Here is a 12,753-nt window from a genome sequence, read left to right as displayed (position 1 = left end):
AGGCGATCCAGCGAGCCGGAGCCATCAGGCCCAGTACCATTCGCGGATGTTCCAGCAATTGATGGAGGTGTTGATGTTGGGACGGAAACCCTGCAGCCCTTCCTTCACGCCTTCGGCGATGAAGCCCTGGAACATGGGCAGGATCGCGAGGTCGTTGCGGATCAGCTTTTGCAGATCGCCATAGGTGGTCCTGCGCTGCGACAGATCGAACTGCTTGGCGCCTTCGGCGAGAAGACGATCAGCCTCCGGGCTCTGGTACTGATAGGTGTTGTAGCCGCGGCCGCCCTTGGCGGGAATGGCGCCGGAGCCGAAGCGCGGCGTCACGTCGGGGTCGCTGCCCAGCATGAAGTTCACCGACACCAGCACCGAGTTGAACTTCGACTGCTGCCAGAAGTCGCCCCAGATCACCGCCGCCGGCATGTTGTTGACGCGCATCGCAGCACCAATCGCGCGCCAGTCCTGCACCAGGAGCTGCTGGGTCTGCTCGCGCACCGCATTGCCTGACGTCGTCGAGTTGGTGAATTCGAGCTTGACGCCGCCCTTCTCGCGAACGCCGCTGGAGCTGCGAACCCATCCCGCCGCATCGAGCAGCGCATTGGCCTTGGCGGGATCGTATTTGTGCTGCGGCAGACCCTTCTGGAACGACCACGCCTGCTGCGGCACGAAGCTCTCGGTCTGCGTCGGCAGGCCGTAATAGAGCGCGTCGATGATCGCCTGCTTGTTGATGGCGAGATAGAGCGCATCGCGCACCGCGCGGTCGGCGAAGGGACCGAAATCCAGGTTGGGCGCGATATGCTCCACCGAGGACGTCGCCGAGACGAAGATCTTGCGGCCCTTCAGCGTCTTCGCCTCCTGCACGAAGTTCGGCAGGATGCCTTGCAGGCCGGTGTAGTCGACCTGGCCGGTGCGGAACTGGGTGTAGAGCACGGTGAGGTCGGGGATGTACTTGAACACCACGCGTTCGACGTACGGCCCCTTGCCGTGATAGCCGGTGTGGGCATTCAGGAGGATGTGGTCGCCGGGCACGCGCTCACCCCAGCGGAACGGTCCGGTGCCGACAGGCGCATTGTGGAACGGCGAGGCGTTCGGATCGGACATCTTCTCCAGGATGTGCTTGGGCACGATGAAGGTCAGCGATCCCAGGATCGACATATAGGGCGAATAGGGAGCTTCCATTCGCCAGTGGATCTCGTCCGCCGCGACGACCTTGATGTCCTTCACGAGGCTGTGGCCGACGCGGCTGCGCGCGCGGAAATCGGGATTGTTGATCAGCTCGAGCGAGAACTTCACGTCGTCCGCCGTGAACGGCGTGCCGTCATGCCACTTCACGTCGCTGCGCAGCTTGATCTTCCAGGTCAGGCCGTCGGCCGACAGGCCGCCATTCTCGATGGTCGGGACCTCGCGCGCCAGATCGGGAACGAAATTGCCCTCGGGATCGATGAACCAGAGCAGCGAGAACACCTGCCACCAGACGCCCTGATCGACCTCGATGCCGGGCATCAGCGGATGGAAGACGGTCGGCTCCTGCGACAGCGCCGCAATCACCTGCCCGCGCGGCTTGTCCGGCGGATTGGTCGGGCGCTCGGTTTGGGCGAAGGCATTGCCTGCGAGGCTCCATCCCGCCGCGGCGCCGGCCCCGAGCTGGAAGAATTGACGGCGATTCGGACTACCGAGATGCACTGCCCCAACGCCGAACCTGCCGGTGTCGTTTGCCATGACCCACTCTCCGTTGTCGCACACGGCACCGTCCCCCGCGCCCCGAGACCCCGGCAGGGGACAGGAGTGGGCTTTAGTGCTTCTAAATTTTTCGATCAAAAGTTCATCATGACTAAATACAGCTGTCAATCGCATTGCTAGTATGCGCGACCTTTTCACTCCGACTGAAGCCTCGGACCGATGCGGTCCAAGGCTGAGATGATGCATGGGAGAGCGACATGGATGGTCGCGGCGATACCAACGGTCCGAAGGACGCTCCGACGATCGAGGCCGACGATGCGGTCGACCAGCGCCTCGGCGAAACCGTACGGCTGCTGCGTCAGCGCGCCGGCCTCTCGATCCAGGACGTCGCCAACAAGACCGGCCTGTCGAACGGCATGATCAGCCAGCTCGAACGCGCGCGCGCCATGCCGTCGATCCGCACGCTGCGCCTGCTCAGCATCGCGCTCGACGTGCCGATCTCCTATTTCTTCGAGACCACCGATCCCGGCGACGTGCAGCGCTACATCGTGCGCAAGAACAGCCGTCGGCTGCTGCGCCTCACCGCGAGCGGCGTCGTCAAGGAAGCGCTCACCCCCGATGGCAAGGGCCAACTCGAACTCTACGAGCTCACGCTCAATCCCGGCGCCTCGTCCGGCACCGACTTCCTGCAGCACACCGGCGAGAAGGCCGGCTACATCCTGTCCGGCAGCCTGCGGCTGTGGCTCGACAACCAGGCCCACGTGCTCGAGGCCGGCGACAGTTTTCGTTTCCCGAGCATCGTGCCGCACATGTTCGACAACCCGACCCAGCAGACGGCGCGCGTGATCTGGGTGACGACATTGCGCCAGACCGATTCGCCGGCGGGTTGAAGCCCGAGGCAGGCCGGGCCTCGTTTCCGGGACGGCCGGCCGTCCCGCGCCACCTGAAATTGCCCCTCGACGGAAACGCACGGAATCTGTAGCTCACATAATGCCGGACTCCTCGACAGGACGGGGCCGGTACGGTCCGCGGCTGGCGTCTTGGGTGTGAGGCCATGAAACTCAGGGGGGTTGTGACATTTGCGATGGCCGCCCAGGTCGTCGTGACCGCCGCACTCCTTCTCGCTTCCTATGCCATGACCGGCACCGCCGGCCCGCGCGGGTTCGGCATGGCCCAGCTCATCGCCCTGATGGCGAGCGGTGTCGTTGCGGTGCTGCTCGCGCGTCTCTGCACGCGCGCGATCGAGACGTCGCAGGCCGAGCGGGCTGCCGCGCAACTGGCCGATCGGGCGAAGGCCGTCGCCGAGAGCGCACAGATGACGCAAGCCGTCATCAAGACCGCGCTCGACGCCTTCATTCAGACCGACGAACGCGGCATCGTCGTGGAATGGAGCTTTCAGGCCGAAGCCCTGACCGGATGGTCGCGGCAGGAGGCCATCGGCGCCGACGTCGTCGACCTCCTCGTCGCCGAGCCGCTCCGCGCCGGCTTCAGGCAGCGCATGATGCGGCTGCTGCCGGAACTGTCGGATACGCCGATCGGCATTCGCTTCGAGGTAAGCCTGCTCCACAGGAACGGCGATGCGATCCTGGTCGAGGCGTCGGGCACGGCACTCCAGCTCGGCGGGCGCACCATCATCAACAGTTTCGTCAAGGACATCACCCAGAAGCGCGCCGCCGAGGAGCAGCTGATACAGGCCCAGAAGATGGAGGCGGTCGGGCAACTCACCGGCGGCATTGCGCACGAATTCAACAACATGCTCACCGTGATCACCGGCACGATCGAGATCCTTGCCGACGCCGTGAAGGACAATCCGCCGCTAGCGACCATCACCAAGCTGATCAGCGAGGCCGCCGATCGCGGCGCCGCGCTGACCTCGAGCCTGCTGTCCTTCGCAAGGAAGCAGGCGCTGCAGCCGACGGAGATCGACGTCAACGAGCTGCTCGAGGAGCTGGCAAAACTGCTGCTGGCGACCTTCGACAAGAAGATCGAGATCGTGACGAAGCTCGACAGCAAGGTCTGGCTCGCCCTCGTCGACCGCGGCCAGTTGAGCTCGGCGCTGCTCAACCTCGCGATCAACGCCCGCGATGCCATGCTGGACGGCGGCAGGCTGACCCTGACGACGCGCAACGTCGTGTTCGGCGTGCGCGAGGCCGTGGCGGTCGGCGCCGGCTATGCCGGCGACTATGTCGAGATCGAGATCGCCGACACCGGCACGGGCATCCGGCGGGCCATCCTGGAGCGGATCTTCGATCCGTTCTTCTCGACCAAGGAGGTCGGCAAGGGCACGGGGCTCGGGCTCAGCATGGTGTTCGGCTTCGTCAAGCAATCCGGCGGCGGCATCAAGGTCGCGTCCGAGGAAGGCCGCGGCACGACATTCACGATCTATCTGCCGAAGGCCGAGACCAGCACGCTGCGCCCCGCCGGCTATGACGATCGCAAGGTCGTGGGCGGGCGCGAAACCATCCTTTGCGTCGAGGACGATCGCGACGTCCGCCAATACGTCACGGTCCAGCTCGAGAGCCTCGGCTACAAGGTCATCCCCGCCGCCAACGCGACCGAAGCGCTCGCCATCGCCGCTGAGGGCAAGGCGTTCGACCTGCTGTTCACCGACATCGTGATGGCCGGCGGCATCAACGGACGCGAACTCGCCGAGCAGATGGTGGCCGCGCGGCCGTCCCTGCGGGTGCTGTTCACCTCCGGATACGCCTACGACTCGATGCACGCGCAGGGCCGCGCCACGAAGGGCGCCCCGCTTCTGACAAAACCCTATCGCAAGGCCGAGCTCGCGCGCATGCTGCGCCGCTCTCTCGACACCGCCGTCGATTCCGTGGGCGACCCGATCCCGACGCCCTACTCGGTGCAGGCCGATGTCGAGGGCTTTTTGCGCAGGCAAGCAGCTGAAGACAGCGGCACGACGCGGTCGCGAAAGTAGCTCTCTGCGCTAGCTCATCCTTCGCCGCAGCGTTGCCGACGGCGTCTCGCCAAATTTTTCACGATAGGCGCCGGCCATGCGGCCGAGATGAGTGAAGCCGAGATCGAAGGCGATCTCGGTGATGGAGGCATCGGGCGGGGCTTGCGCGAGCCGGGCGTGCAGACCAGCGAGGCGCATGTCGAGCAGCATCTCCGAGATCGAAACCCCGAAATGACGGCGGAAGCCGAGCTGGAGCGCGCGGATGCCGATCCCGGCGGCGCAGGCGAGCTGCGCAAGGTCGAGCGGCTCGCCGGCACTGTCCGCAAGACGGTCCCGCGCGACGCGAAGCGCACGCGGCAGACGCTCGGCTTGCCCCGAGAACGTCCTGATCGCATCCGACAGGCCGTGACGCTGGCCATTGAGCAGGTGATCGAGCAGCGCCTCCCGCCAATCGGCGGTCGCGACCGGTGAAAGCCTGCCGGAGGGGCCAAGACGTTCGGCGAGCGTCATCAGCCCGCCAAGGCTGGTCCGCAAGGCCCGCCCCGACGGCGCATCCAGGTCGATCACAGGATCGAACTCGACCGTGCCCGCGACCCTCCCCGACAAGGCCGCGGCGCGCTGCTCGACCATGCGGCGGTCAAGCAACAGGATCACTTGGGCACAGTCGCTCCACATCATCCGGGTCGGGATCGTCGGCGACAGCAGCGACGCCGTCCGGTCCGGTACGGCATCGAATTCGCCGGCGCCGGCACGAATGCGGGCGGTGCCCGTGAGCGGAACCTGCAGCAGGAAGAAGCGCTCGAGGCAGCCGGGATCGATGCTGACCGATCCGCCATAGGTAACGTAGTTGATGGAAAAGCCGTCGAACGCCGCGCAATTGTGCCGGGCGGAGAAGCCGGCCGCCCGCGCCTGCGCCGGCTTGAGATCGTGCGGACAGAAGATGCGTCCAATCTGCTCGGCCGCCTCATCGACATCATCGGTGGCGACGCGGGCAAAGTCCGCAAGCCGTTCTGCTGCGGACGCACTTGCGCTCATTTCCAGCACGGCTGCGGACATCGTCGACCACGCTTCGCGTCACGGAATTGCTTTAAGCCTATAATAGTTCCCTGGACGCGGAAAGGGCCGCGTCGCAAAATCGTCGTGCTGCATGGCAAAAGCTCCATCCGGATTCGTTTAGCGGATAGACAGGCAGCCGGTCGCTGGCCGAAGCTCCATCCTCGCCGGAATCCATGAGGAGCGAGCCATGACTGCACTCGAAAAGGGCATAACCGCTGTTGGCACGGGCTATGGCGGCAAGAGCTGGAACATCCTTGGTCAGGTCTATTTCCCCAAGGCCGTCACCGACTCCACCTTCGCGTTCGAGACCAACAGCGATCCCGGCCAGTTCGTGCCGGTGCACATCCATCCGACCCAGGACGAGTTCATCCTGGTGCAGGAGGGCACGCTCGACCTCAAGCTCGACGGCGTCTGGGTCAAGGCCCATGCCGGCGACCTCGTGCGCATGCCGCGCGGCATCCCGCACGGCTATTTCAACAAATCTGACAAGCCGTGCCGCGCGCTGTTCTGGGTCTCGCCGATGCAGAAGCTGGAGGCGCTGTTCAACCAGCTCCACAATCTGACCGACCCTGCCGAAGTCGTGCGCATCTCGGCACTGCACGAGGTCGACTTCCTGCCGCCCGAGGCCAACGACTAGACGCCTCCCCGTCGCCTTTCATCAGCTTGCAGCCCCGCCGGCCGCACCTTGCGGCCGAACGTGGCCGCTTGCGCGCGAAACACCCTGATTGCGAGCAATCCCATGGTCAGTCCCAAGCATGTTTGCGTGATCGGCGCCGGAGTCTCCGGTCTCGCCGCCGCAAAGGCATTCTCCAGCCGCGGCCACCGCGTCACCATTCTCGAGCGCAGCGGCGATCTCGGCGGCGTCTGGGAGCCTGCGCGCTCCTACCCTGACGTACAGACCCAGAGCCCGAAGGATCTCTACCGCTACACCGATCGCGCCATGCCGGACGTCTATCCGGAATGGCCGACCGGGCCGCAGGTCCACGCCTATCTCGCCGACTACGCCAAAAGCTTCGGCCTCGACCGCATGCTGCGCCTCAACACCGAGGTCGCCGGCATGGCGCGCCGCGCCGACGGGAAGCCGGGCTGGACGCTCGCGCTGACCACCAAGGACGGCAAGGCGACGAACGAGGATTTCGATTTCGTCGCGGTCTGCATCGGGCAGTTCAACGAGCCGCGTGAGCTGCATTGCCCGGGCGAGGACGGATTTCTGGCGCAGGGCGGCCAGATCCTGCATTCGTCGAAATACAGCGATCCCGCGCTGGCGAAAGGACGCCGCGTCGTCGTGCTCGGCGGCTCGAAATCGGCGACCGACATCGCGGTGAACGCGGTGAAATCAGGCGCACGCGAAGTCACCATCGTGATGCGCGAGCCGGTCTGGCGGATCCCCTATTTCATCGGCGGCCTCGTGAACTTCAAGCGCATCCTCTACATCCGTGCGCAGGAGGAGATGTTTCCGGGCTGGGGCGCCAGCGCGATGGCGCGGCTCGCACACCGCATCGCAGCGCCCCTGATCTGGGCGAACTGGCGCGGGCTGGAGAGCCTGTTGAAGGCGCAGCTCAAGCTTGGCCCGTGCAAGATGGTACCGAAAGAGCGGATCGAGGACGGCGTCAACTGCTCGGTGCCGATCGCAACGCCCGGCTTCTATCCGATGGTCGCGGACGGTCGCATCAAGGCGGTGTTCGGCACGTTCGATCATTACGAGGGCGACAGCATCGTGATGAGCGGCGGCGAGCGCGTCGGCGCCGACGTCGCGGTGCTCGCGATCGGCTACAAGCTCGGCGTGCCGTTCCTGCCCGCAGCCTATCAGCAGAAACTGGTCGACGCGGACGGTCAGTACCGGCTCTACCGGCTGATCGCCAACCCTGATCTGCCGGAGCTGGGCTTCGTCGGCTTCAACTCCTCGTTCTGCACCGTGCTGTGCGCCGATCTCGCCGCCAACTGGCTGGTGCGCTACGCCGACGGCCAGCTCGCCAACCAGCCGACGGCGCAGGCGATGCGCGACAACATCGAGATGATGCTGCACTTCAAGCGCGTCGAGCGGCCGGCCGCCGGCGTCTATGGCGGCTTGTGCGTCGCGCCCTATCACTATCGCCATTTCGACGAGCTGATGGCCGATATCGGCGCCAAGAACCAGAAGCGCGGCGGGCTCAAAGGACACTTCCAGCCGCCGGATGCGGATGCCTATGCGAAGTTCCTGGCGACGGCGCCGGACTACCGGGCCACAGCGTAAGGTCGGAGAACCCGGGCTGAGCGGGATTTGCAACTCGCCAGTCCGCGCGTTTGATGTTTACGATCCCATGATCGACGAATCTCCGGCACACGGGAACCCGCCATGGGACGACGATGTCACGCCGCCGCAGCCCTGGCGGTGCTTGGGCTGATCCTCACGACGTTCACGGCGAGCCAGGCACAAACGCTCACGGCGAGGCAATCGGAGGCGCTCGCCACCTACGATCGCGCGCTCGGCGATTTCAAATCCATCCTTGCCGAGCGGCGCCGACAGATCGCGGCGAAGGAGCCGCTGCCGAACCTGCCGGGACAGGCGCTCTATCTGGCACGCGTCGCGGTCATCAGTGCTTACAAGGATCTCACCGACGCCATGCCGTCGCGGATCGGCAAGCCCAACAAGTTCGAGATTCCGCCGGCCTATTTCGACGCCGACATCGAGCCGCTGGTCGACGAATATGCTGGACTCTTCGAGATCATGGAGGCGCCGCCCGCCGGCGCGCAGAACTCGCCGACGCCGTTCAAGGACGTCGTCGATCTCGCAGTCGCTATCGCGCGCGCCAAGGGACTTGCGTCTGGCCACGCCGAAGCTGCGGGACGTATCAGCCTCGGGCTGTTCTTTGCCGAGACCAACGGCAAGCAGAACGTCCGCAATGCGCGCTCGAACACCTATATGGGCAGCTTCCAGACCGGCCCGTCCGAGGACCGCAACGGCCGCAGGAAATGGGAGTCTATCAAGAGCGAGATCGCGGCGGCCGATCCCGCGCTAGCCGCGCGTGACGACAGGGAAGAGGCACGCGCCCGCGGCACCGATCATCGTTTCAATCACTGGACCAATGTCCGCAACGGTCTCATGAACGCGCATGCGGATCTGTTCCGGGAGATCCCGGGAATCGTGAAGACGCTGCCCGACCCGATCGACCAGATGAAGCTGTTCGAGCTGATCCAGATCGTTCCCACCCCGACGCGGTCCGCGCTCAAATCGGACGATCTCCTGAACTACCGGGTGTCGAGCCCCACGATCATGAGGCACTTGCGCAACAACAGCATCTTCGCGTTCGGCCAGGCCGACAGATCGCGCAGCTCGGCAAGCTTCCGCGAGATTCTCGCTGCGATGTGGCTGTTCAACCGGAAGTTCGAGAAGGCGATGGCGAAATACGCGGAGATCAGGGCGCACTGAGGCATCGGTTGTAACCGCTACCGGACGTAGTAGGCTCGTGATCTCATCTGCAGCACGGGCAGTTTCATGCGCATCCTCATCCTTGGCGGCAGCCAGTTTCTCGGACGCGCGATTGCGGCCCATGCCTGCGCCAACGGTCACGACGTGACCTGCGCCGCCCGCGGTCTCGCCGGGCCGATCGCGGCAGGCAGCCGGCTGATCCGGATCGACCGCAACGTCGCGGACGGTCTCGCGCCGCTCGCGGGCGAGACATTCGATGCCGTCGTCGACGTCTCGCGTCATCCCGGCCAGGTTCGCCGCGCCGTCGCGGCGCTGAAGCGGCCGGGCATGCACTGGACCTTCGTCTCCACGATCAGCGTCTACGCAGACAACCGCATACCGGGACAACGCGCCGACACGGCGCCGCTGCGCGAGCCCATGGCCGAAGACGTCGAGCACAGCACCGACGCCATTTATGGCGCCGCCAAGGTCGCGTGCGAGCAAGCCGTCGGCACTGATGCCTTCATCTGCCGGGCCGGCCTCATCGCCGGGCCGGAGGATCCGACGGGACGCTTCGCCTACTGGCCGGCGCGGCTTGCGCGCGGCGGCGAGGTGCTGGCGCCGGGAACGCCTGACGATGCCGTCCAGTTCATCGACGTGCGCGATCTCGCACAATGGATCGTGCATGCGGCCGAGGTTCGCCTGACCGGCATCTATGACGGGATTGGACCGGTGCGCACGCGCGGCGAATTCCTGACCGAATGTGCATCCGCGCTGAACTCCGCCTGCACCTTCACCTGGGTCGATCGCGCCTTCCTGGAAGCGCATGACGTACGGCGCTGGGCAGGTCCGCGATCACTGCCGATGTGGCTGCCCCTGCCCGACTTCGCCGGCTTCATGACACGCGACACCTCGCCGGCACGCGAGGCCGGATTGACCTCGCGCCCGGTGGCCGCCACCGCGCGCGACACGCTCGACTGGCTCCGCGCCGGCAACGGGCCGGTCATCGGTCTCACCAGCGACGACGAGAAGGACGTGCTCGCCGCGTGGCACGCGGGCATGACGAGCTAGGGCAGACTCATAATCTTGATATCGTCTTGTGACCGACAGCGGTCGTTCCTTGGTAACGACGACATGCAGAAGGGCGAGATCACCCGCCACAATTCTAGATAGAGTGTGAGCTGGTTCATATCGGCGGCCCCATGCCGCGCGTAGCTTGGCGAGAAGATGTCTCGCTTCCCGGCGCCAAGGCGTCATGGGTTTCCGGACGTCAAGTCGAGCGAACATCTGTCAACCCATAGGAGGACAGGTCATGAAGTTCGCAGCACTGCTTTTGATCTTTGCTCTCGCCGCATTCGCGACGGCTATTCCGGCAGATTCGGCCAACGCATGCGCGCGCCCCTGCGGAAACTATTGTTGCGGATAATCGGCGGAGAATTCCAATGCGCCCATTGATCAAGTGGGGGGCATTAGTGACGATCGTGAGCATCGCACCACTGGCATCCGTGGCTGCGATACGTCACCACACGCCCCCAAATAAACTCAACGAAGCAATCACCGCTATCGGCTTTCACCCGATAACGCCGCCGGTGCTCCTGCGCGCTCCAGGCTCCATCTATCATGTCTCTCCGAACGGCCAGGATTACGACATGCTGTGCGAAGTCTCGCCTGAGCGACTGGTTGGCGTCACCCGCACGTCATCTTCTGCAACCCAAGTCACCTCCGAACTACGAAAGACGCAATATTCGCTCGACTCAAAAGTCGTGCGTTCGATTCAGTCACATACCGATGCAAAATTGGCGGAAGCTGTAAAGCTGGAGCTCGATGACGTTCAAGTGCTGGAGATCTCACTTGAAGACCTATCAATCATCGCTGAGGAGCTGTTCCGTCGCGAGTCCTGTGATCGGGAAGTGAAACGGTATCTGGAAAACGGCGAGTACGTTTGCCAGGGACAGCGGGTCCTCAAGGCGTCGACGAAATACGTGGCGGCCTACGACAATTCAGCGGCGGGCTCCGTGGAACAAACGACAGACCTGATAAAGAATAATTTCGATCCGACTGTCAGCATACAGGGCGGTCAGAGCGTCTCCGGAGCGAACCTTTATTACGGGATGAGACTGGCACCGCGGTGTCTATCCCTCAGGGATGCCAAAAGGCAGCCACGGCCACCGTTCTCGCTCTGGGACAGACTGGTCAATCACTTTCCTTCGCTCGAGTTCTTTTGAATATAGCCGCGACACGCCGTGGCAACGGCCAGCGTGTTCATGCAGGCGACAACCGACTCTTTTGGCTCAACCGCGGCGACCACGGCCGAGGCCTTGGTGGCGCCGGCGCCCCCCGCACGCCCAGACCGCTTTTATACACACACGCCCTAATTTTCCGGCTTGTATCCGTCCGTCAGGGTCTTCAGGAACGCGATGATGTCGGCCTCTTCCTGGTCCGTCATCGCCGGTCTGTCGCCGGGGTGGCGGTCGAACGGCGGATCGGTGACGTCGACATTGGCGTGATATTTTTGCGGCACGTCATCGTACTTCAGCACGGTGCCGTCGGCGGCGCGCGGAAACACCTTCTCCGGATTGGTGTCGCGGAAATTGTAGAAATCCAGCACCTGCTCGAGGTTGCGGAAAACGCCGTTGTGGAAGAACGCGTGGCGCACTGCGGTGTTGCGCAGCGTCGGCGTCAGGAACATGCCGCAATATTGCGTCTGCTCGGGCATGTCGGTGCGATGCGGGCCGCAAACGCCGAGGTCGAAATAATTGGAGTCGCGATTCTTGGCGAGCGCGGCGTTGCGCGGGGCGCCGAGCGCCTCGTATTGGTGATCGGTGAACAGCGGCGGCAGGCCGTCGCGGGTCGGTGCCGAGGTGTGGCAGCCGGCGCAATTGGCCTTGTCGGGATCGTTGAACGCTTGCAGCCCGCGCAGCTCGCCCTCGGACAGCCGCGCCTTGCCCTCGAGCCAGTAGTCGTACTTGCTGGTGTAGGGATGGAAGCTCGGCTCCTCGACCTGATAGCGCGCCACCGCGAACATCGCTTCCGCGATCAGCAGCCGCTGATTGTCGAGCACGCGGGCGCTGAACAGCTCGACGAAGCGGCTGGCGTAAGAGGCGCGGCGCAGCTTGCCTGCGACGATCTCGGCGCTGCCGCCGTCCATCTCGTTGGGATCGAGCAGCGGAAACAGCGCCTGGTCCTGCAACGTATCGGCGCGGCCGTCCCAGAACAGGCCGCCTTGCGGCACGATGTTCGCCGACGCGCCGCTACCGCCCGCGGTCTTGGTGGTGCGCGCAGCCTGCTGGCCGAGCGCGGCCATCTGCGCGAGGTCGATGACGTTGTCGTCGTCGCCCCTGTCGGGGCCGATGCTGAAATTCGGATGGCGATCGAGATATGTCAGCGACGGCACCGCGCGTGCGCCCGGGCGCGACAAGGTCGCGCCGCCGAGCATGACCGGCTCGTCATTGGGCGGACCGTAGGCGTGATCCGGGCTGTGACAGGACGCGCATGACAGCGCGCCCGAGGACGACAGCGAGGCGTCGTAAAAAATCTCCCTGCCGAGCTGCGCCATCGCCGAGAGCGGAGCGGCCGGCGGACGCATGAGACGAACCGGGTTCGGATTCGCACCCGCGGGATTTGCTTCCGCAAATCCCTGCGTCGCGACGGCAAAGACGGCGCCGGCCAGACAAAGCAGGCCGGCGCCGAAAAGCCACATGGTGCGGCTGTTCATATGACC

General features: G+C 64.8%; 10 protein-coding genes. 7 read left to right on the top strand and 3 right to left on the bottom strand.

Annotated features, from left to right (window positions below):
- Positions 1-24: 24 nt before the first annotated feature.
- On the bottom strand, positions 25-1,716 hold the full coding sequence (locus EI171_RS14070) for a peptide ABC transporter substrate-binding protein (RefSeq protein WP_161533630.1): 1,692 nt from the start codon (positions 1,714-1,716) through the stop codon (positions 25-27).
- 218 nt (positions 1,717-1,934) lie between these two features.
- Here EI171_RS14070 and EI171_RS14065 point away from each other — a divergent pair, with 218 nt between their 5' ends.
- Together EI171_RS14065 and EI171_RS14060 are read left to right on the top strand one after the other, a co-directional pair.
- Positions 1,935-2,567 (top strand): cupin domain-containing protein, encoded by a 633-nt coding sequence (locus EI171_RS14065; RefSeq protein WP_028174575.1) that lies wholly within the window; start codon positions 1,935-1,937, stop codon positions 2,565-2,567.
- A 164-nt stretch (positions 2,568-2,731) separates the two neighbouring features.
- Positions 2,732-4,609, top strand: a complete 1,878-nt coding sequence (locus EI171_RS14060; RefSeq protein WP_161533629.1) for an ATP-binding protein — start codon at positions 2,732-2,734, stop codon at positions 4,607-4,609.
- Between the two features lie 9 nt (positions 4,610-4,618).
- On the opposite strand, the gene EI171_RS14055 is transcribed toward EI171_RS14060, so the two are convergent.
- The gene (locus EI171_RS14055) at positions 4,619-5,644 is read right to left on the bottom strand and encodes an AraC family transcriptional regulator (RefSeq protein ID WP_161533628.1); all 1,026 of its coding nucleotides are present in this window, start codon (positions 5,642-5,644) and stop codon (positions 4,619-4,621) included.
- 187 nt (positions 5,645-5,831) lie between these two features.
- Here EI171_RS14055 and EI171_RS14050 point away from each other — a divergent pair, with 187 nt between their 5' ends.
- The 5 genes from EI171_RS14050 (at position 5,832) to EI171_RS14030 (ending at position 11,257) form a co-directional block, all read left to right on the top strand.
- Complete coding sequence (locus EI171_RS14050; RefSeq protein WP_011089457.1) at positions 5,832-6,281, top strand: cupin domain-containing protein; 450 nt, start codon at positions 5,832-5,834, stop codon at positions 6,279-6,281.
- A 102-nt stretch (positions 6,282-6,383) separates the two neighbouring features.
- Positions 6,384-7,877, top strand: a complete 1,494-nt coding sequence (locus EI171_RS14045; RefSeq protein ID WP_161533627.1) for an NAD(P)/FAD-dependent oxidoreductase — start codon at positions 6,384-6,386, stop codon at positions 7,875-7,877.
- A gap of 102 nt (positions 7,878-7,979) precedes the next feature.
- Complete coding sequence (locus EI171_RS14040; RefSeq protein ID WP_161533626.1) at positions 7,980-9,053, top strand: hypothetical protein; 1,074 nt, start codon at positions 7,980-7,982, stop codon at positions 9,051-9,053.
- A 66-nt stretch (positions 9,054-9,119) separates the two neighbouring features.
- Positions 9,120-10,103 (top strand): SDR family oxidoreductase, encoded by a 984-nt coding sequence (locus EI171_RS14035; RefSeq protein WP_161533625.1) that lies wholly within the window; start codon positions 9,120-9,122, stop codon positions 10,101-10,103.
- A 371-nt stretch (positions 10,104-10,474) separates the two neighbouring features.
- Entirely contained in the window at positions 10,475-11,257 is a 783-nt protein-coding gene (locus EI171_RS14030) for a hypothetical protein (protein WP_039185849.1), read from the top strand.
- A 146-nt stretch (positions 11,258-11,403) separates the two neighbouring features.
- On the opposite strand, the gene EI171_RS14025 is transcribed toward EI171_RS14030, so the two are convergent.
- A complete protein-coding gene (locus EI171_RS14025; RefSeq protein WP_161533624.1) occupies positions 11,404-12,747 on the bottom strand; it encodes a cytochrome-c peroxidase in 1,344 nt (447 codons plus the stop codon).
- Positions 12,748-12,753 lie beyond the last annotated feature (6 nt).

It is taken from the genome of Bradyrhizobium sp. LCT2 (assembly GCF_009931255.1).
Taxonomy (GTDB): Bacteria; Pseudomonadota; Alphaproteobacteria; order Rhizobiales; family Xanthobacteraceae; genus Bradyrhizobium; species Bradyrhizobium diazoefficiens.
Note: the sequence above shows the minus strand (reverse complement) of the source record. Positions and strands in the feature narration are given on the sequence as shown.

Excerpts from the sequence above, each read along its gene's own strand:
- EI171_RS14065 (WP_028174575.1), top strand. The coding sequence starts at position 1,935 with ATGGATGGTCGCGGCGATACCAACGGTCCGAAGGACGCTCCGACGATC.
- EI171_RS14055 (WP_161533628.1), bottom strand. The coding sequence starts at position 5,644 with ATGTCCGCAGCCGTGCTGGAAATGAGCGCAAGTGCGTCCGCAGCAGAA.
- EI171_RS14050 (WP_011089457.1), top strand. The coding sequence starts at position 5,832 with ATGACTGCACTCGAAAAGGGCATAACCGCTGTTGGCACGGGCTATGGC.
- EI171_RS14045 (WP_161533627.1), top strand. The coding sequence starts at position 6,384 with ATGGTCAGTCCCAAGCATGTTTGCGTGATCGGCGCCGGAGTCTCCGGT.
- EI171_RS14040 (WP_161533626.1), top strand. The coding sequence starts at position 7,980 with ATGGGACGACGATGTCACGCCGCCGCAGCCCTGGCGGTGCTTGGGCTG.
- EI171_RS14025 (WP_161533624.1), bottom strand. The coding sequence starts at position 12,747 with ATGAACAGCCGCACCATGTGGCTTTTCGGCGCCGGCCTGCTTTGTCTG.
- EI171_RS14060 (WP_161533629.1), top strand. The coding sequence starts at position 2,732 with ATGAAACTCAGGGGGGTTGTGACATTTGCGATGGCCGCCCAGGTCGTC.
- EI171_RS14070 (WP_161533630.1), bottom strand. The coding sequence starts at position 1,716 with ATGGCAAACGACACCGGCAGGTTCGGCGTTGGGGCAGTGCATCTCGGT.
- EI171_RS14030 (WP_039185849.1), top strand. The coding sequence starts at position 10,475 with ATGCGCCCATTGATCAAGTGGGGGGCATTAGTGACGATCGTGAGCATC.
- EI171_RS14035 (WP_161533625.1), top strand. The coding sequence starts at position 9,120 with ATGCGCATCCTCATCCTTGGCGGCAGCCAGTTTCTCGGACGCGCGATT.